This window comes from Paenibacillus sp. AR247, from assembly GCF_002968895.1.
Lineage (GTDB): Bacteria > Bacillota > Bacilli > Paenibacillales > Paenibacillaceae > Paenibacillus_AQ > Paenibacillus_AQ favisporus.
The window spans coordinates 568498-587313 of sequence record NZ_PCZT01000009.1; the positions used below are offsets into that span (position 1 = coordinate 568498).

Here is an 18816-nt window from a genome sequence, read left to right on the forward strand (position 1 = left end):
GCACATTCCCCAACGGCATATACATGGTCGGCACTCGTCTGCATATAATCATCCACGACAATCGCCCGGTTTGTGCGAATACCGCTGGCTTCCGCTACGGAAATGTTCGGACGAATGCCCACAGCCAGAACGATCAAGTCAGCCCCAAGCCGGCTGCCGTCAGAGAACTGCAGGCCTTCCGCACGCTTTCTGCCGAAAATACGCTCCGTACGTTTTTCAACCAAAAAGCGCATCCCCTGCTGGGTCAGCTCCCGCTTCAGCATCTCCGCTGCGGAGGCATCCAGCTGCCGGTTCATCAGATACAAAGCGTTATGGATGACATCGACCTCCATGCCGAGGTTTAGCAGTCCCCTTGCCGCTTCCAATCCGAGCAGTCCTCCGCCGATTACAGCTGCATGCTTATATGTTCGAGAAGCTTCCATCATCCGCTCACAATCCGCGATATTCCGGAAAGCCGTCACTCCCGGCTTGTGAATGCCTGGGATTTTGGGCATAAAGGCCGAGGAGCCGGTCGCAATAATCAGCCGGTCATAAGGCTCCACACGCCCGGATTCCGTGTAAATCCGCTGCAGGTCGGGATCGGCGCGAAGTACAGTTTCTCCTGTATACAGGGAAATCCCCCGTTCTCTATACCAATCCCAATCATGGATCATAATATCATCTACATTTGTTCCGCCTTGGAGCACTTTCGACAGCATGATTCGGTTGTAATTGGGATGGGGCTCATTTCCGAACACGGTGATCTCATACCGGTCGGGTGCAAAATCGCATATATGCTCCACGCATCTCATCCCTGCCATCCCGTTGCCGACTACGACAAGCCTGGGCTTCCCCATTGCAGTCACCTCCGCTAAAAAACTGTGTAGGCCAGGCCTAAAAATGAAAAAACCCGTCCCTTGGAGATCAAGAGAACGGGCGTCATTGCCAGTTAGCCAACAGGTACACCGTTGTACCGGATAATGGATTTGAACTGAGCATAATCGAAAATGAAATTAATGTCAACATATATTACACGACATTCTAATATTCACCAAAATAACGATGAATCATGTCCCGATAACAAAAATTATGTATAGTTTATTGACACGCATTTTACATTCCACTATAATTCATTTCGAAATCACAAAGACGTGATCTTTCATCCGGGAAGAATACTTCCCATGGCAATGAGGCCGCTGGTTGTCCGTTTATGGGCAATCTGCGGCTTTTTGTTTTGTATTCGATATAAGATATGGAGGAGATGGAGATGAAAGAAGGCACGACGTTTTGGAAAAGTGGGCATAAACCGTCTTTATTCAGCGCATTTTTCTATTTTGACATCAGCTTTATGATTTGGGTGCTCCTCGGGCCGCTAAGCGTCATTATGATGGAGGACTATCCGATGACCGCGTCCCAAAAAGCGAACCTGGTCGCGCTGCCGGTGCTGGGTGGTTCGGTATTAAGGCTGGTCCTCGGTTTCCTGACCGATTATATCGGGCCGAAGCGCACCGGACAGCTCGGAATGCTGCTGACGATGGTGCCGCTGATCTGGGGCTGGCGTTTCGTGGACTCGCTCGGCGAGCTGCACGTCATCGCCCTGCTGCTCGGCATTGCCGGGGCTTCGTTCTCGGCTGCGCTTCCGCTCGCCAGCCGCTGGTATCCGCCGCAGTATCAAGGCCTGGCGATGGGCATCGCCGGAGCCGGGAACAGCGGCACGGTGCTGAGCACGCTGTTCGCGAACCGGCTGGCACAGCATTTTGGAGGGTGGGAAGCCGTATTTGGCATCGCCTTGATCCCGATCGTCATCGTGTTTATATTCTTCAGCATTTTTGCCAAAGACAGCCCCAACCAGCCTGCCCCCAAAAAATTGTCCGAGTACGGCTCGGTGTTAAAGCAAAAGGATACTTGGCTATTTTGCTGGCTGTACTGTGTTACGTTCGGCGGTTTTGTCGGTCTGACCAATTACCTGACGATCTTTTTTCATACGCAATATAATCTTTCGGCTGTGCATGCCGCCGATTTTACGACCGTATGCGTCATCGCCGGCAGCCTCTTCCGTCCGGTGGGCGGGTATTTGTCCGATCGGATCGGTGGCGTCCGCATGCTGCTCATCCTGTATACCGGGGCAGCCATCATGCTCGCCTGCGTCTCCTCGCTGCCGCCGCTGTACGTGATCTCCATCCTTCTTTTTGCCGGCATGATGTGCCTGGGTGCCGGCAACGGCTCGGTCTTCCAGCTTGTGCCCCAGCGTTTTCGTGATGAGATCGGCATTGTTACAGGCATCGTCGGTGCTGCCGGCGGGTTCGGCGGTTATCTGCTGCCGCTTGTGCTCGGCGGATTGTACGAGTCTACCGGGTCGTACACGCCCGGGTTTCTGATTCTGAGCGGTGTGGCCTTAGCAAGTGTGCTGGTGGTGTTGGCAGCAAAAGGCCAATGGAAGAAAACCTGGTTTGCTGCGTCTTCCGCAAAGAAGCTAATAACGGATCCGGTGAATGCCGAATTTAAATCGTAATTCAAGATCGCTGACGTATAACCAAGCGCCTTCAACGTCAAACAGCCAGTCCACCGATCCGTCGGAACGCGTAATATAACCGTCCAGACTAACCGCGAGATACAGCACTACTTTCGAGCTTTCCATGTTTTTATCGCTCCCTTCTATTCATATGTTACAATGTAACTACGACATAAATTGACGTGATTAGGAGGATATCATGAATGAGCGGAGATTAGCCATGATGCGGATCATCGACTCAAGGAAGAAGTTTACGGCCCGCGAATTGGCCGAGCGTTTTAACGTTTCGGTCCGGACCATCCAGCGCGACCTGGATTACCTTCAGCAAATCGGCTTTCCGCTGTACAGCGAACAAGGGGCTCATGGCGGATACCGCGCGCTGGAGAACAGGATTCTGCCGCCGCTGCAGCTGACCCGAACCGAGGCGCTCGGTTTGTTTCTGATGCTCGAAATGCTGGAGAAGGTGCCCGATTTCCCTTTTGACGCGATCCGCTCCCACTTGGCCGTGCAATATTACGGGTCCCTGCCTTCCGACGTACAGACGAACATCGATCAGATGCGCAGCCATATTTCTTTCCGATTGATGCAGCTGCATGAGCCTGCACCTTGGACGACGGAAATTTTAGAAGCTTCGATCGCCAAACAGGAAATCCGGATTGTGTATAAGTCTGCCAAAGGCGATAAGGATCACAACGTGTACCCCTTTGGCATTTATTTTGAGAATGGCTATTGGTATATGCCTGCGCGAAACCCGGAGAAGACGCTCCTTTTTCGCGTGGACCGGATCCAGCATGTGGAGAAAACCGGTGCAATCGATCCGGATGTGCCGTCCCTAGCGGAGTGGATGCAGTCAACTGATGAGCGTGACAAAGCCGAGGTGGTGCTGCGGTTTACCCCTTTTGGTATGCGGCTTGCCAAAGACCGACCCGTATTTTGCAGTACGGCTGCGGACGGACAGTGGAGCCGGCCCGGTTCCGCTTGAGGAGTTCCCGTTTACGGCCCGGAGGTTGCTCCGATTTGGCCCGGATGTGCAGGTTGTATCGCCGGCCCGGCTGAGGGATTTGGTGCTCCAGCTGCTGCAAGACAGCATAAACCAGTACAAGGAGTAGGCAAAAAAACACTCCCCGCAGGGAGTGTTTTTTACTGGTCTCTGACCCAAAAGGAATTGGTATACACATGCCTAAACCCTTGGACCAGCATATGGTTATGACTTGGAGAGCCGAACTCCACATCCGTGTACACTATCGACAGGCCTGTCCGCTTCGCCTCTGACAACCGATGACGGATCAGCGCCGTCTGGCATCCTCTGCCCCTAAACGCGGGCAAGGTATAATCGTTGGCCAAATAGCCTTTTCCCGTATGGATGAACATCGATCCGATCCCGGCCAGCTGGCCATCCGAGTAGGCGAGGTAATTCCGAAAAACAGGGAGAGTAAAGTACCGTTTTTTCTCGCCAAAATATCAGCTGGAACGCCTCCCATCAGCTCACTGACGGCCTCCAGCAAAACGTCGACATTGCCTTCGTCCAGCGGTTCAATGGTGATGCCCGAATGCACTATTGCAGCCTCAACCGGCTCGGCCTCCAAAAATGACAACTGATCCGTGGGCAGAAATCCCTTGCGGTGCAATGCCAGCGCAACCTGCTCGTTCAGCCGGGTTGGTGCCATATCAAAACAAGGACTGGCATTTCTTTGCTCGTATTCGCTGACAATTTGGTCCAAATGCTCCAGATCCACGATTCCGAATCCTTTCACCCGATTGTAGTAGAGCGAATCCGGACCGGTAGCTTCAATTAGCAGCCGGGCACCGCCGATTCGAATTTCTTCCAGAAGCTTGTCTTGCGAGGAAAGCGCCCGCCCTGCGTTAAACCGGGTCAGTTCCAGCTCTATTTCCTCGATATCGTTTACTTTATGATGAATCTTTTGCTGAATCAAACCTATTCCCCCTTACTTGTTCCGGGTTGCCTCATTCCCCCGGTGCTCGTACCAGGCTGCTGCAGGCCTTGTTACCGGATATCCGTATTGCTCCCGGTATCTTTTCCTTTCTTCGGTAAAATCAGGCCATTCCCGCTCGCTGCCCGGATGGTTGGCATGATGCACCAGACAGCGAAGAGCATCCTCCAGGCAAGGATCCTCCCAGTATCCGAGATGTACCTCCATTCTGTCTATGAAGTCCGCACCGTCCAGGTCTTTAATCTCATCCAGCGAGTAGTATCCCATGTCAACCACCCTTGCGGCCACTTTCGGGCCAATCGAGGGCACGGATTGAAACATGGCCAGCCCCTTTAGCATGTTGGCGCGTTCACGGGTGATTTCCAGCATTTGCGATAACTGTACAGTATCGAGGGTGGCAATATCGGTCAGTTTCACTTTAAAGGCTCTTAAATGGGCTCGTTCCTTAGGGGTCAGCGGGAGCTTGGGTGGTGTTTGCTTCAAGGCTATCACCTCATGAATGGACTATCGATTCAGGCAGATCCGTCAATGAACCTCGGTTGGACCTCCACTGGAACCCCATTATATACCAGGAAGCTTGGGGCGACAATTTTTCTGACGGCATCCCGCTAAAGCTTAGCAATTCCTCAAATATAAACAAAGCCCGGTATCAACCGATACCAGGCTTTGTTCTCTATTGTCATTTCTGATGATTCACGGGTACACGCTTGATGAACAGTGCAATCACAAATCCGATGACTGCGATAATCATCCCGAACATAAACGCATTCGAAACCCCCGCAGTTAACGCATCAAGCGGATTGCCGCCGGGATGCGCTTCGGCGAAATGCTCCTGGCCTGCCGACATCACGCTGACAGCAAGTGCTGTGCCGATGGCACCGGCTACCTGCTGCAACGTGTTCATGATGGCTGTGCCGTCCGGGTAGTAAAGATCAAGACCACGCCAACCGAAAACATCGGGTATTTAAAAGCGCGCAGGTTAATCATCGGCTGCTTCATCGACAACTGGCGCCATCCGAACAGCAGCAAGCCGACCACGCCGATGACCAGCGACACAATCACTTTGGTGCTCGTCCATCCCCCGCTGCCTTCGCCCGCGCTGCTGAAGCCGAATACGATGCCCCCGAATCCGATCGTGGACAGCACGATGGACAACAGGTCAATCTTCGGCTTGGTGATGCTGGACACATTTTGCATAAACGCAATGCCGAACACCAGAGCCAGAATCAAAAACGGCAGCGACAGCCAGAAAATCCAGTGCCAGCTGAGGTTTTCGATCAACAGACCCGCGATCGTCGGTCCGATCGCCGGCGCAAACATGATGACCAGCCCGATGATTCCCATCGCGCCTCCCCGCTTCTCCGGCGGAAAAATGACCAAAATCGTATTAAACATCAGCGGCAGCATGATGCCGGTACCAATCGCCTGCACGACGCGGGCCACCATCAGAAACTCAAACGATGGCGCAAGCGCCGCAATCAGGGTCCCTACAATCGAAAAGCTGAGCGCGGTAATAAATAGCTGCCTTGTGGTAAACCACTGCAGCAGCAATCCCGACACCGGGACAAGAATGCCCAAGGTCAGCAGGTATCCGGTTGTCAGCCATTGTGCTGTTGAAGGCGTGATATGCATGACCTGCATCAAATCACTAAGCGCGATATTCAGCGCCGTTTCACTGAACATGCCGATAAATCCGGCAATGAGCAGCGAAATCATGATCGGTAAAACTTTAAACTTTTTCTCCGTTTGCATTTGAGCTTGCGTATGCTGTACGGCTGCTTCCACAAATCCCATCCTCCTGTCATATGTCCAATGTCTCTCTTATCTCTCTCTATGTCTCTATCTATTTTCTCTAATATCTGTAATCTCTCTATTAAATCGGTCTTATTTTTCTTTATGCGCTTCATCCGATGTATTTTTGGCCAAAAGGCGGTCCAGCAATATGCCGACGTATTTGGAAGCAAGGAATATCGGTCCCGTATCCTTGTTCGTCTGGGCAATCAGCAGCGATCCTTCGAGCAATGAAAGGATGACTGTCGCGGCTTCCTGTGAACGGGACAGCTCTACCCCGGCATCCTGCAGCCGTGTGGTCAGGACTCTCTCCCACTCCTGAAGCACGCCTTGACAAGCCTCCCTCAGGGAGTTGCTGATGCAGGAGGTTTCTACCGCATTCCAGAAGCTGAGCGGGATAAACCCTTCGAAATTGGTGGCTCTGGCATCGGCCGCAATCACATCGATACAGTGCTGAATGGCCTGAGACGGATCGTCGAACCGGTTAAAAGCCTCTTCCCACTTGTCGGATACCGCGCTTTTAATCCGTAAAATACATTCTTGGGCAAGCTCCTCCTTACCCTCTGGGAAATAATAATACAGTGAGCCTTTTGGACAATGGCTTTCCTTGATAATTTGGTTTAATCCCGTTCCGTGATAGCCCTGTTTGGCAAAAAGCCGTGTTGCCGTCTCCACGATGGATTCACGGGAATTGGGCTTTTCCGTCATCGCGCTTATGACCTCCTTTCAAAATTATAACGAACGGTCTACATATTATAGTCGATGAAATGCGCTTTCTGTCAACTCATTTTTTTATGAAAAATGTGGGTTGCCTTAACCTTTGCCGAAGAAAATACAAAAAAGCATTCCGACTGACGTACAGCCGAAATGCTTTCTTTATACTCGTTTAAAACGTTACAGCGTATTTTGCTGTTTGATCCAGTCCCTTTTGAATAATGTTCTTTGCTTCGGCAGGCATCTGGTTATGTCCCTCGATAATGATTTCTTCCGGCGTAATTCCCCACAGCATCAAGTTGGATTTTACGAACCGGATCGCGCCTTCAAAAGGAGCCATGTCCTCGGTAGAGTAAATGCCGCCCCGGGCATTCAGCAGAACCACTTTACGCCCCCCGGCTAGACCGACGGGGCCTTCGGGTGTGTATCGGAACATGGTTCCGGCTTGGGCCAAATAGGACAGATACGTAATCAGCGGTGCAGGCGCAGCGTAGTTCCATAGTGGGAACGCGATGACCACCCTGTCGGAGGCGAGAAACTGATCGATATGAACACGGACCAAATCGGCGATATTCGTCTCCTCTGGCGTCAATTCCTGTCCCTGGCTGCGTTTGAAGAGAGCGGTAAGTGCCGTGTTCCCATAATTCGGCAGGTTCAAAGCGAACAAATCCAACTCGGTAACCACGTCACCCGGATGGGTGTCCCGGTACGTTTTGACGAACGTTTCATACATTTGAACCGTAACCGATTGCTCTAACGGACGGTCATTCGCTTTGATCATTAACACATTGGACATGTTGTTGTGCGGCCTCCATTAACAATATAGGTTTCAAAAAAATTAAGCGCATGAGTTCGGAGATGAATACACTGCGGACTAGATTAGGTTTCCGCACTTCGCAATTTTTTATGAATGGACGGAAACGATTCACTCAAACACTACCTAAATCGTTGTTTTTTATTATTGAGAGGGAGGCTTAATTGGTTTATCGTTGTGTTAAACGATACTAATTATTACTAAATATTGATTTTTTATGTATTTTCTTGATTAAAAATCGACATTCATGTTCCGATATAAGCTCGCCTGCCGAGTTTATATAACCAACATTCCGAAAGCTGACCGATCACAAGGTCGGCCCTGGCCAAGCAAGTTGAATGTATTTTCTTATAAGGGGGTGGGACGGCCAAAGCGGTATCTGCAGCCAGAACGACACATGTTGTTTTCATATTCGGATTAGAGGAGGAAATTTGGATGACTACGATTCGGTTACGACAGCATGGAGTGCTTAAATGGCTGTTCGCAGGCAGTTTAGCTTTGATCACGCTGCTGTGCACGTTGATGATTGTGGAGCGTGCTTCCGCGCATGGTTATGTCCCAGTCCCCCGGCAGCCGCGCTTACTTATGCAAAACGGGTGCCAACACCAATTGCGGCCCGATTGTCTATGAGCCTCAAAGCTTGGAAGCTCCGAAGGGCTTTCCTGCCGCAGGCCCGGCAGACGGTAAAATCGCCAGCGCCAACGGAGCTTTTCCAACGCTGGATGAACAATCTCAGGCCCGCTGGAGCAAGGTTAACCTCTCTCCAGGCACAAATACCTTTAGCTGGACTCTGACGGCGAGACACGCGACGACCAGCTGGAAATATTACATCACGAAGCAGAACTGGAATCCCAATGCGCCGCTCACAAGAGATTCTTTTGACCTGACTCCATTCTGTTCGGAAAATTATAACGGTGTGCAGCCTGGAGCAACTTATACCAGCACCTGTAATGTCCCCAGCCGCACCGGATATCAGGTGATCCTCGCCGTTTGGGAAATCGCGGACACCGCCAACGCCTTCTACAATGTCATTGATGTGGACTTCGGCGGCGGCAGCGGCACTCCGGATACCACGGCACCCTCGGCGCCTTCCAGCTTGAAGGCTTCTGCCATTACGTCAACAGGAGCAACACTAACCTGGGGGGCTTCGAGCGATAATGTCGGCGTGACAAGCTACAAGGTCTACAACGGAGGCACGCTTGTTGCAACAACGGGAGGTTCTGTTCTCAGTTATCAGGTCACCGGACTTATACCCAATACATCCTATTCGTTACGGTTCGGACTGTAGACGCTNCGGGTAACACTTCGGATGCCAGCAGTGCCGTAACATTCACCACATCAGGCACAAATCCACCGGACACCCAGGCACCTTCCGCTCCAACAGGTCTGCAGGTTGACGGTACACCAACTTCGGGAACGGTTAAATTGAAATGGGCGGCTTCGACGGATAACATTGGCGTAACCGGTTACCGGGTCTACAATGGAAGCACGCTGGCAGGCACCGTATCCGGCACAACGCTGACCTACACGGCCAGCGGACTCGCGGCCGACACGTCTTATACATTTACCGTTCGCGCCGTGGATGCGGCGGGAAATGAATCGTCCGCCAGCAATGCGGTAACCGCTAAGACGGCTTCGTCCTCATCCGCAGCTGCATGGGCACCCAATGTTGCCTACACACCAGGCACGCTCGTTACCTATAACGGAGCGACCTATGAATGCCGGCAGGCCCATACCTCGCTGACAGGCTGGGAACCGCCGAACGTTCCGGCGCTCTGGCTGTTAAAATAACGGAAAAACGGCTTTCTCCCCGGAATTTGGCGGAAAGAAAGCCGTTTTATTTTGTGGCTGTTTCGACCGGATTACCTTAGTCTACTGGTCTTTTACCAGGATCCATCCCGGAATCAGATACCGTCATTACAGGTTTGACCGTCAGGTCGTTATGTACCCGAATTTGGCAGGACAGACGGACATTCGGCTCGTGAATTCCTTTGGTGGTAAGAATGGCTGCTTCGGCTTCCCCGACAGGGCCAGCATCGCCTTCCAACACTTCCACCCGGCAGGTCGTGCATCTGGCATTTCCTCCGCACCGGTGCAAAATATCCACCCCGTTGTCCTCCAGGGCCAGGACTAGCTTCTGCCCTTCCTCTGCTCTAATCGCTTCTCTGCCTTCCACTTGAATTGTTGGCATACGATCAACTCCTTTTATGATTTGGATCTAATGAACTGGCATTGCTAGATGACAGCTCCAGCCTTCTATTATTTCTGATCTCAAGTCCGAATACAATGAGAACTTTGTCCCGGATGCATCCTTTACGTTTCATTACCCCAAGGAAGAACTACAGAAGCGTGGCATACCATTGCCGGACATCTTTTTCCAATCGCTGCGCAATCTCCGGGAACTCGTCCTTCAGATTGACCCGCTCGCCCGGGTCCGCCTCCAAATCCGACAAATGAACGTCGTCCGGCTGGGTGCGGTCAAAGTCGAGCTTGCCGCCAAGCACAAGCTTCCATTTGCCCTCCCGAATCGCAAGCTGGCTGCCGTACTCCCAGCATATTTGCTGATGTGGAGTGCCTGCCCCTTGCGTCAGCATCGGCACGATGCTGCTTCCGTCGATCTCTTCCGCCAAGGGTACGGGGAGACCAGCGAGATCCATCACGGTTGGCAAGATATCGGCCATCATGCCGACATCATCCTTCGTCTGTCCTGGAGCGATTATGGATGGATATACGAGGATGGCCGGTTCCCGAATCCCGCCTTCGAACAGGCTGCCTTTATGTCCGCGGAAGATTCCGGCGCTTCCGCCATAGTACACATCCTCTGTTCCGTCCAGGTAATTGCGCGACTCCGAAGACGGTCCATTGTCGCTCGAGAAGAAAATAATGGTGTTTTCGTACGCCCCCACCCGTTTAAGCGCTGCCACAATATCGCCGACTCCGTCATCAACAGCCGAGATCATGGCTGCCATCAGCTGACGGTCCCTTGGGAGGTGACTGTAGCGCTTCATGTATTTTTCCGGCGCATGCATCGGGTAATGAGGCGCATTATAAGCGGCATACAGGAAAAACGGCTTGTCGGCAGCCCGGCTTGCCTCGATAAAATCGACGGATTTGTCGGTGATCAGATGCGTCAGATACTCGCCGTCCCGCCAAACCTCTTCGTCGTTGCTCCATAAATCGTGCACAGGATTCACACTCGGCATTCCCCAGTAAAAAATGTGGGAATAATAGTCCACGCAACCGGCTTGGAAGCCGAAATATTCATCAAATCCTTTGGCATTGGGCTTGGTGTCCGCTGCGGATCCAAGATGCCATTTCCCGAATAAAGCTGTCCGGTAGCCATGTTCTTTAAGGTGTTGTGCAAGGGTTTTGGTGTCGGCCTTTAATCCGCCCGTCCCCCTCTTTCCTCCTAAAATATGGCTGACACCTGTTTTTGCAGGATACTTTCCCGTCAGCAAGGCTGCCCGGGACGGTGAACATACCGGTGAGTTCGAGTACCAGTTAGTGAAACGCGCCCCATCTTGTGCAAGCGCATCCAAGTGCGGCGTGCGAATCGCATCGGAGCCGTAGCAGCCCAAGTCACCGTATCCCAAATCGTCACAGTAAATCACAATCACATTCGGTCTCGTCAAAGTTGAGTCACACCTTTTATGTAGTTTTAGGATGCATTCCGCTCCTTCTTACTCCTTCGCCACAGAATGTGAGATCCCTTGCCGAAGTGTGATTTTTAAGCTTTTGTGAGGTGATCTCTCGTACACTTTATATTTGAAGCGAAATCATTGAGTGTCTATTTTCTTTACAGAAATGGGGCTTCGTATGATGCGAAAAAAGGGACGCAGAACAAACACTGCGCCCTCTCGTTATACCAGCCATCTGGATCATATCGATCTCGTTACCTTTGCGAGCTCGGCGTCATCCTCCCCACTCCGTGAATCGGCCGTCGGGGGAATCATAAGCTTGTGCCCAGTAGTACCCGGGCGCCAGGATTCTGCGGGCCGCAAAGCCGGCTTTACCCGCAGCCGCATTGATCGCTTCGGATGAAGCGGTGTACGTACCTGTCGCTGTCGTGGCGCCACCGACATATTTTCCGCCCATAGAGGTAAACCGGCCGTAAACCGTTGCCTGAAGCCCGGCTCCCGTCTCTTTGTCGACGACCTGCAGGGATACGGTCGCCTTGGTCCCGTCGTATGTGACCTGCATTTGCCCCACGATCATCGGCTTCAGATCGGTAGGACCCGTCGTTGCGGAGAACGGCTGGCTTGCAGGCCCTTCATTACCGGAGGAATCGACGGCCGTTACCTTATAGACATATGTCGTATCCGGCAGCAGCCCGACGTCGCGGAAGTTCAGTTTGTTAGATATACCGGCAAGGTGGGCTGGATCCGGTTCAAACTGCGCATCCGTACCGCGATAAATGCGGTACTCTTTCACGGTGGCGTTGTCGGACGCCGGTCCGTAGGTGATATCGACCCGCTGATAATCAAAGGCGGCTGCCTGCGGAGTGCCCGTAACAGCTGAAGGTGGTTCGCTGTCCTGCGGCGGCTGCCAGAACACGCCTCCCGGCCCCCATGCAGACGGGAATACTCTCAGGTTGCCGTAATGATGGAGCGCGATCCCTCCGAAGGCAGGATCTCCTTCAAAAGCGGCGTACACTTTGTTCAGTTCCGACTCCATGTAGGTGCGGCCTTCCTCATAGAAGCTGATAGCCTCCGGATCGCCGCCGTCGGCGACATCGATCGTTTCCACGCCAATGACGACCGAATTCGGCTTGCCGATCTGATTCGCATAGTCGATTTCTCCGCGTGCTTGTTCAATGATCCCTGCACTGCCGTCCGCCTGATCCCGGTAGTCCATGATCGAAATGTAATCGAGCGTATCCTGAACGTGCTGGGACATCCATTTGACCGAGCCGTTCCACGAGATGCTGCTGGCGTCCACCGATGTGTCGAACCAGCGCGGGATGGCGGCCCCGACCTGCAGGTCCAGGCCGGAAGCCTGCTTGCGATCCATCAATGCCTTGAGCATGTCAAGGTACTGCACCTGAACCGAAGGTTTTGCGCTTTTAAAATCACCGAGGCTGTAAGGCTCCGTATCAATGTTTACACCGTCGAATCTCTCCCTTGGATCCGAGGATAAATTGTAATTCAGGATACCTTCGAACTCGGCCACCGCCTGGGTCCGGTAACGGGCATAGGCCCCGAAATAGGGCGGCGTCGTACCGCCGGCGATCAAAGCCTGCACCTGGTAGCCCTTATCATGAGCCCAGCCGACGAAATCCCTGACCTCCGGCCGTTTGTCCTCCAGCATTCGCATGCCGAAATAGGGTCCGACCGCCAGGTACAGCGTCCGGATCGGTCTCTGACCGAACGTCGACGTGTCGGATGCCATAGCATCCAGCACATTACGGGAACCCGGGTTCATGATCAAGGGATAGGATTCATTTTCCCAGATCCACATGGCCCGATCCTGGCCGTACACCTGCTGGGTAACGGTCGTCGGACTGGATGCTGCTTCAGCCTCCGTGGAACCAAAATTCGCTTTCATTTGCATCCCCTCATCCGGATTCACTTCATTAACTGTATCTTCCGAGAGAGGGGCCGTCATCTCATCTTGTGCCGTGGTGACATCTTGAGTTGTTGGGGCATCTTGAGCTTGGGGTACATCTTGTTCTGTTAAGTTATCTTGTACCGCTAAAGCATTCTGTTCCGTTGAGACATCCTGTACAGTTGAGACATCCTGTGTCGTTGAGTCATCCTGTGCAGTTTCGTTATTTTGCAGCGCTTGGACATCTTGATCGATTTGAGCACTCTGGTCTTTCTGGACATTCAGTTCCGTTTCGGCATTCTGTTGAATATTTTGATTGGTTTGAACATCTTGATCATTCTGGGCATCCTGCTCTGTCCAGCCCTCTTGCTCCTGCTGGTCCTCCTGCAGCGTTGCTTGGCTGTATACGTTCACGACTTTCACATATTTTGCGCTGCTGTATCCTGTATTTCCGTTTGAATCCACGGCTTTCGCTTCAAGGCTATTGACCCGTCCAGCATAAGCCGCTGTCTTCCACTTGAATTGGTATCCTGATCCTTTAGGAGGCGCATCCTTCCACTCTCCACCGTTAATCCGTATTTGCACGTTGCTGACCGGGTTTTTGCCCCCTGCTTGAATGAGGACATTGACACTCCCCTTCACGGGGCTCGTTTCGCCTGGGCTTGTAATCTGCACTTGTGGGAGCGAGGCCCCCGGATTATTTACCTCCACCGACATATAGGGAGACCAGGCCACATAGCGGGTCACGCTGTCTTTTCCCCTAGCCGCCAGTTCTACCGGACCGTCGTACTTGGAAAAATCGACGTCGGCATACCAGCTTCCGCTGCCGTCCGCTTCCGGATCATCCATGTGGGCACTGACGAGCGAATTGCCGCCTACGGCGAGCTCCACGTCATACACTCCTGAAAACGTTCCGGAAATACGGGACAATCCCGGCCCCAAGGGGCCAGAAGGCTGGTCTATCGCGATGAGAGGCGCAGCAAAGACAGGCAATGGAGGAATTCCAAACACCGAAAGAACGACCGTGAGGATCAGACAAATTCCGACGTGACGAACAGCTCGCGGGTTTCGGGCACGTCTTTGGGCATGCCCCTGCATAATTGCCATAAGTCTCTTCACTTCCTTTACATAATGTGTGAATGACCTTGACATCGCAACGGGAAAAAGGGCTAGGAGGAAGGGTACAAGCTGAGGAATGTTAGTTTGAAGCGTTTACTTCTTCTTATTATGGCGGAGGTGCACTTAGAACCATATGTGACAAAAATGTGAATAATAAAAAGGGTTTCAGCGATTTTCCGCGGTTTTTCTACCCGAATTTCATTATCCCGCCGGGTACCGCCATGTCTCATGTTCCTTGATAAACCTTCAGTGAACAACCGCACGTACGCCGATGGTAATGAAACTTATAACATCGAATCGGTGCCCTTTTCCCACATAGCAAAGGCTGCTCTATACACCGCTTTCCCGTTCCGATATAGTGGAAGTTAAGCAGTATGAATTCTTTTCCAGCATATATTTTGGGAGGAATCGGAAATGGGACCTTTTGCGCAGAACTTGTTACAGGACAAAGTGGTGTTGATTACCGGGGGAGCAACGGGTCTGGGCCGGGCCATGGGTGAAAAGTTCGTGCGGCTTGGTGCCAAACTGGCGATCGCAGGGCGCCGGGAAGAAGTGCTGAAGCAGACAGCCGAACAATTTCTTGATAGCGGTTACAAAATATTCTATGCTCCTTGCGACGTTCGGGAACCGGCACAGATTGCGGAGTTGGCGGATGCCGTTGAACGGCATTTCGGCCGGATTGACATTCTCGTCAACAATGCCGCCGGCAATTTCATCAGTCCCACCGAAAGGTTGTCCCCTCGAGCCGTAGACGCGGTGCTGAACATCGTTCTGCACGGCACGTTCTACGCGACCCTGGAGATCGGCAAACGCTGGATCGACCGCGGCCAGGGAGGCACCATGCTCAATATCGTGACGACTTATGCTTCAACCGGATCGGCTTTTGTCGTTCCATCCGCTGCGGCCAAAGCCGGCGTGCTGGCACTGACCCGTTCCCTTGCGGTGGAATGGGCACATTACGGGATACGCCAGGTGGCGATCGCCCCCGGACCCTTTCCAACCGAAGGCGCATGGTCCCGCCTCTCTCCCACGCCGGAGCTGGAGCAGCAGATGACCGATCGCGTCCCTTTGCGCCGGGTCGGGAACAAAGAGGAGCTGGCGAACTTGGCTGCCTTCCTGGTTTCTGATTATGCGGGATATATTAATGGGGAAGTGGTCACCATTGACGGTGGAGAATGGCTGCAGGGGGCGGGCGAATTCAATGACCTTCGCTCCGTCACTGAGGAACAATGGGATGCTCTCGCTAAATTAACCCGTAAAGGAAAATAAGAAAAAACGTCTATCGGCGCACCTACTAAGAAGCCAGACCGCATTTAGCGGAAGTTTTTCTTGCGATATAAGGAAGCCCAATCTCCGAAGCTTATCCTTTCTTATATCTAAAATAACAGCACAAATAGGCTGCTCTGAATAAGGCAGCCTATATTATTGCGCTCATCGATGTCGTAAACCAGGTATTCAAACCTGATACTGCTTCAGGATTTCCTGAAGCTTCAGAGCCAGGCCAAGACGGCCGTCGATCCGAAGCGATCCGGTCATGTACGCCATCGTCGTGTTCAAGTCGTTCCGGAGCAGTTTCCGAAGATGGCTCTCGGACATCGTCAGCGTGCAGTCGGCGTCACCCGAAGCGTCCTCTACAACCCGCACGGTTCCGTCATGGAAATAAACCTGCAAATGTTTCCCTGTATCCTTAATATGAAAATGGTAGGAGGCGTGCAGCCCATCCAGCGCCCCCGGCTGTTCGTTCATTTTTCCGGCCATCGCTTCAAGTTCTTGTACCACGCTCATCCATCGTCCCCCTCTTATCGCTCTCTGTTTGCGCTTCAGGGACATGCCTTTCCAGCACCCGGAAGGTGCCGGTGCCGAAGGCAAGCAGATCCCCGTTCTCTTTGCGCGCATAGGCCTGGGCTGTTATCAGCTTGCGCGAGCTGTGGATGATCTCGGCCGTCACGATGACACGCCCTTCACCCGTGGAAGCCACGTAGTTCATGTTCAAATTCACAGTAACCACATTGGCTTCCGGCCTGGCCAGCATAATGAGTATGCCCATGGCGGAGTCGATGGCTGAAGCATGCATGCCGCCGTGCACGATCCCGATGAGATTGAGATGATGGGGCAAAATATCAAAGGCTACCACGACCTGATCGCCTTTAAGTTCAATCAGTTCGCATCCGATAAAATCCCAGAAGGTATGCTTCGCGGCGTTCTCCAGCTGCTTCAGCTTCAGGTTCAAATTCAAGCTGTCCGTCGTTTCCGGATTCATATCCTTGCCCTCCTTCTCATTTGGCGTCGCCGTGTGTCATCCCCTATAGGTCGACCTTCGACTGATTGACCAGCTTCTCATTCTCTTCTTCGATCAGTTTGCGGCGAAGTACCTTGCCCACCAGCGTCTTGGGCAGCGACTCGCGAAACTCGTAGATCTTGGGCACTTTATACACAGCCAGCCGTTCCTTGCACCACTGCTTCAGCTCCTGCTCGGTAACAGACGAGCCTTTCCGGAGCACGATGTAAGCCTTTACATTTTCGCCGCGGTAAGGGTCGTTCACGCCAGCCACGACAGCTTCCTCAACATCCGGATGCTCGAACAGCACCTCCTCGATTTCCCTCGGGTAGATGTTGTAACCACCGGCGATAATCAGGTCTTTGCGCCGGTCCAAAATGTAAAAAAAGCCCTCTTCATCCATCCTCGCCAGATCCCCGGTGTACAGCCAGCCGTCCCGGAGAGTGCGCTCCGTATCTTCCGGCCGGTTCCAATATCCCTTCATGACCTGTGGGCCGCGGACGACCAGCTCGCCGATTTCGCCAAGCGGCAGCTCTTCACCCGTTTCGGGATGCACAACACGGGCTTCGGTATCCGGTAAAGGAATACCGATCGAGCCGTTTTTGCGTTTCTCCCATATGTTGTTTGCATGCGTAACCGGGGACGCTTCGGTCAATCCGTAACCTTCGATCAGCTTGCCGCGCGTGACCTCCTCGAACCGCTCCTGTACCTCCAGGGGCAGCGGAGCCGCTCCGCTGATACATATATTTATGGAGGAAAGGTCGTACTTGTGCACTTCAGGATGGTGAATCACCGCAATATACATAGTCGGCGCCCCGGGAAACACCGTCGGCTTGCGCCGGTCAATGATCTTCAGCACCTGATTGATTTCAAAACGTGGAACCAAGATGAGCGTTCCGGCATTATACACTGCCTGATTAAGCAGCACCGTAAGCCCGAATACATGAAAAAAAGGCAGCGCAGCCAAGTATTTTTCCTGGCCGATCCGTGCCCGGTAAAACCACAGCTGCGATTGAATCGTATTGGCTACCAGGTTCATATGCGTCAGCATGACGCCTTTGGCGAACCCGGTCGTTCCTCCGGTATACTGGATGAGCGCCAGGTCCTGTTCCGCATCGATGTCTACCTTGACCGGGTCGCTGCTTGATTGTTTCATAAGGCGGGTAAAGGATACGATTCGATCGTCATACGTGACGGAGACATCTGTTCCGTCTTTTTTGGCGGCAAGAGGGTATAGGATGTTTTTCGGAAAAGGCAAATAGTCTTTGACCGACGTGACGATCAGCTTGCTGAGCGGCCTGTGGGTCATCGCCTGTTCCACGCGCTGCACCAGCGCATCCAACGTCACGATGATGCTGACGTCAGCGTCGGATAACTGATGCTGAATTTCCCGCGGCACGTACAGCGGGTTAGTCATGACTACCACGCCGCCCGCAAGGAGCGCACCGTAATACGCAATGACCTCCTGCGGGCAGTTAGGCAGCATGATGGCGATTCGGTCCCCTTTGCGGACACCCAGCCGGAGCAGGGCGTTCGCAAACCGGTTTACCGAAACCAGCAGGGATCGGAATGTCATTTTCTTCCCCATGAAATCCAGAGCAATATGCTCTGGATATCGGGAAGCGGAATCCACTAGAAATTGCGCAACGTTCTGCTTGGGATACTCGTAACTGTGCGGGACCTCACTAGGATACTGATTTAACCAAGGTTTACTCGACATCCAGGCCACCCCATCTCACGAATTGTTACAGCACGTATTTTTCCGCGGTAATGACCTTTTCAGCGATTTCACGCTTCAATCCAAGCGTATTGACAGGCGACTTTCTCGTCAGCTTTTTCAGAACGGACAGCTGTGTCCGGAGCGTGTCGCCCGATTCCATCGCGGCGAGCACTTCCTTCGCCCACGTTTCGATTTTATTGAATTCGTCATGAACGAATACGGTCGTCATCAGGATCGGCAGGCGAGCCTTGTCTTCGCCGGAACGGTCGATGATTTTTTGCGTACGCAGCAGTGCACTTTCCATCGCATAGACGGAAATCATCATATCGGACAGATGGCTCAGAATTTCCGTTCGTCCTCGAGCTTCAATTGATATTTCTGTACGGCCTGGGC

The 18816-nt window shown here is 52.7% G+C and carries 17 protein-coding genes and 4 pseudogenes; 5 read left to right on the forward strand and 16 right to left on the reverse strand.

Translation table 11 applies throughout. The features are described 5' to 3' along the window. A partial coding sequence (locus CPT76_RS39405; protein WP_258168619.1) for an NAD(P)/FAD-dependent oxidoreductase occupies window positions 1–836 on the reverse strand: 836 nt, incomplete at its 3' end. A gap of 410 nt (window positions 837–1246) precedes the next feature. On the opposite strand from CPT76_RS39405, the gene CPT76_RS10650 reads away from it, so the two are divergent. Then, window positions 1247–2491: a nitrate/nitrite transporter gene (locus CPT76_RS10650; RefSeq protein ID WP_105442899.1), complete on the forward strand. Its 1245-nt coding sequence runs from the start codon at window positions 1247–1249 to the stop codon at window positions 2489–2491. Between the two features lie 27 nt (window positions 2492–2518). Here CPT76_RS10650 and CPT76_RS10655 read toward each other — a convergent pair. After that, window positions 2519–2617: pseudogene (locus CPT76_RS10655) on the reverse strand (dihydrofolate reductase family protein); the annotation flags it as partial. Between the two features lie 73 nt (window positions 2618–2690). On the opposite strand from CPT76_RS10655, the gene CPT76_RS10660 reads away from it, so the two are divergent. Continuing rightward, window positions 2691–3473, forward strand: a complete 783-nt coding sequence (locus tag CPT76_RS10660; RefSeq protein ID WP_308737556.1) for a helix-turn-helix transcriptional regulator — start codon at window positions 2691–2693, stop codon at window positions 3471–3473. Between the two features lie 46 nt (window positions 3474–3519). Then, window positions 3520–3600 carry a hypothetical protein gene (locus CPT76_RS42465; protein WP_483870063.1) on the forward strand — a complete coding sequence of 27 codons (81 nt, stop codon included), beginning with the start codon at window positions 3520–3522 and terminating at the stop codon, window positions 3598–3600. A gap of 31 nt (window positions 3601–3631) precedes the next feature. Here CPT76_RS42465 and CPT76_RS42020 read toward each other — a convergent pair whose 3' ends face one another. The 7 genes and pseudogenes from CPT76_RS42020 to CPT76_RS10690 form a co-directional block, all read right to left on the reverse strand. Beyond that, on the reverse strand, window positions 3632–3862 hold the full coding sequence (locus CPT76_RS42020) for an N-acetyltransferase (protein ID WP_374954637.1): 231 nt from the start codon (window positions 3860–3862) through the stop codon (window positions 3632–3634). Next, on the reverse strand, window positions 3778–4425 hold the full coding sequence (locus CPT76_RS10670) for a hypothetical protein (RefSeq protein ID WP_105442901.1): 648 nt from the start codon (window positions 4423–4425) through the stop codon (window positions 3778–3780). The genes CPT76_RS42020 and CPT76_RS10670 overlap by 85 nt, the downstream gene beginning before the upstream one ends. Before the next feature lie 12 nt (window positions 4426–4437). Further along, the gene (locus CPT76_RS10675; protein ID WP_105442902.1) at window positions 4438–4926 is read right to left on the reverse strand and encodes a helix-hairpin-helix domain-containing protein; all 489 of its coding nucleotides are present in this window, start codon (window positions 4924–4926) and stop codon (window positions 4438–4440) included. A 196-nt stretch (window positions 4927–5122) separates the two neighbouring features. Beyond that, entirely contained in the window at window positions 5123–5347 is a 225-nt protein-coding gene (locus tag CPT76_RS42470) for a hypothetical protein (RefSeq protein WP_483870042.1), read from the reverse strand. Window positions 5348–5370: 23 nt separating this feature from the next. Beyond that, window positions 5371–6195: pseudogene (locus tag CPT76_RS10680) on the reverse strand (MFS transporter); the annotation flags it as partial. Window positions 6196–6327: 132 nt separating this feature from the next. Further along, window positions 6328–6942: a TetR/AcrR family transcriptional regulator gene (locus CPT76_RS10685; RefSeq protein WP_105442903.1), complete on the reverse strand. Its 615-nt coding sequence runs from the start codon at window positions 6940–6942 to the stop codon at window positions 6328–6330. 178 nt (window positions 6943–7120) lie between these two features. Then, window positions 7121–7744: an FMN-dependent NADH-azoreductase gene (locus CPT76_RS10690; protein WP_105442904.1), complete on the reverse strand. Its 624-nt coding sequence runs from the start codon at window positions 7742–7744 to the stop codon at window positions 7121–7123. A 453-nt stretch (window positions 7745–8197) separates the two neighbouring features. Between CPT76_RS10690 and CPT76_RS39410 the strand changes: the two are divergent. Then, a pseudogene (locus tag CPT76_RS39410) lies at window positions 8198–9553 on the forward strand (lytic polysaccharide monooxygenase). Between the two features lie 76 nt (window positions 9554–9629). Here CPT76_RS39410 and CPT76_RS10700 read toward each other — a convergent pair. From CPT76_RS10700 to CPT76_RS10710, 3 genes are all read right to left on the reverse strand, one after another. After that, window positions 9630–9953 (reverse strand): 2Fe-2S iron-sulfur cluster-binding protein, encoded by a 324-nt coding sequence (locus CPT76_RS10700; protein ID WP_105442905.1) that lies wholly within the window; start codon window positions 9951–9953, stop codon window positions 9630–9632. A 148-nt stretch (window positions 9954–10101) separates the two neighbouring features. Beyond that, window positions 10102–11394, reverse strand: a complete 1293-nt coding sequence (locus CPT76_RS10705; RefSeq protein WP_105442906.1) for a sulfatase-like hydrolase/transferase — start codon at window positions 11392–11394, stop codon at window positions 10102–10104. A gap of 280 nt (window positions 11395–11674) precedes the next feature. Continuing rightward, window positions 11675–14197 carry an Ig-like domain-containing protein gene (locus CPT76_RS10710; protein ID WP_105442907.1) on the reverse strand — a complete coding sequence of 841 codons (2523 nt, stop codon included), beginning with the start codon at window positions 14195–14197 and terminating at the stop codon, window positions 11675–11677. A 642-nt stretch (window positions 14198–14839) separates the two neighbouring features. On the opposite strand from CPT76_RS10710, the gene CPT76_RS10715 reads away from it, so the two are divergent. After that, window positions 14840–15694: an SDR family oxidoreductase gene (locus tag CPT76_RS10715; RefSeq protein ID WP_105442908.1), complete on the forward strand. Its 855-nt coding sequence runs from the start codon at window positions 14840–14842 to the stop codon at window positions 15692–15694. A gap of 186 nt (window positions 15695–15880) precedes the next feature. Here the strand turns inward: CPT76_RS10715 and CPT76_RS10720 are convergent, their stop codons facing one another. The 4 genes and pseudogenes from CPT76_RS10720 to CPT76_RS10735 all read right to left on the reverse strand — a co-directional run. Next, window positions 15881–16210 carry an SCP2 sterol-binding domain-containing protein gene (locus CPT76_RS10720; protein WP_105442909.1) on the reverse strand — a complete coding sequence of 110 codons (330 nt, stop codon included), beginning with the start codon at window positions 16208–16210 and terminating at the stop codon, window positions 15881–15883. Next, on the reverse strand, window positions 16188–16685 hold the full coding sequence (locus tag CPT76_RS10725) for a PaaI family thioesterase (protein WP_105442910.1): 498 nt from the start codon (window positions 16683–16685) through the stop codon (window positions 16188–16190). The genes CPT76_RS10720 and CPT76_RS10725 overlap by 23 nt, the downstream gene beginning before the upstream one ends. Window positions 16686–16728: 43 nt before the next feature. Then, window positions 16729–18423, reverse strand: coding sequence for a long-chain-fatty-acid--CoA ligase (locus tag CPT76_RS10730; RefSeq protein WP_105442911.1), 1695 nt, complete (start codon window positions 18421–18423; stop codon window positions 16729–16731). A 25-nt stretch (window positions 18424–18448) separates the two neighbouring features. Next, window positions 18449–18816, reverse strand: a pseudogene (locus tag CPT76_RS10735) (acyl-CoA dehydrogenase family protein); the annotation flags it as partial.

Coding starts and splice junctions, on each gene's coding strand:
- CPT76_RS10650 (WP_105442899.1), top strand. CDS start 1,247: ATGAAAGAAGGCACGACGTTTTGGAAAAGTGGGCATAAACCGTCTTTA.
- CPT76_RS10660 (WP_308737556.1), top strand. CDS start 2,691: ATGAATGAGCGGAGATTAGCCATGATGCGGATCATCGACTCAAGGAAG.
- CPT76_RS42020 (WP_374954637.1), bottom strand. CDS start 3,862: ATGTTCATCCATACGGGAAAAGGCTATTTGGCCAACGATTATACCTTG.
- CPT76_RS42470 (WP_483870042.1), bottom strand. CDS start 5,347: ATGAACACGTTGCAGCAGGTAGCCGGTGCCATCGGCACAGCACTTGCT.
- CPT76_RS10685 (WP_105442903.1), bottom strand. CDS start 6,942: ATGACGGAAAAGCCCAATTCCCGTGAATCCATCGTGGAGACGGCAACA.
- CPT76_RS10690 (WP_105442904.1), bottom strand. CDS start 7,744: ATGTCCAATGTGTTAATGATCAAAGCGAATGACCGTCCGTTAGAGCAA.
- CPT76_RS10700 (WP_105442905.1), bottom strand. CDS start 9,953: ATGCCAACAATTCAAGTGGAAGGCAGAGAAGCGATTAGAGCAGAGGAA.
- CPT76_RS10715 (WP_105442908.1), top strand. CDS start 14,840: ATGGGACCTTTTGCGCAGAACTTGTTACAGGACAAAGTGGTGTTGATT.
- CPT76_RS10720 (WP_105442909.1), bottom strand. CDS start 16,210: ATGAGCGTGGTACAAGAACTTGAAGCGATGGCCGGAAAAATGAACGAA.
- CPT76_RS10725 (WP_105442910.1), bottom strand. CDS start 16,685: ATGAATCCGGAAACGACGGACAGCTTGAATTTGAACCTGAAGCTGAAG.
- CPT76_RS10730 (WP_105442911.1), bottom strand. CDS start 18,423: ATGTCGAGTAAACCTTGGTTAAATCAGTATCCTAGTGAGGTCCCGCAC.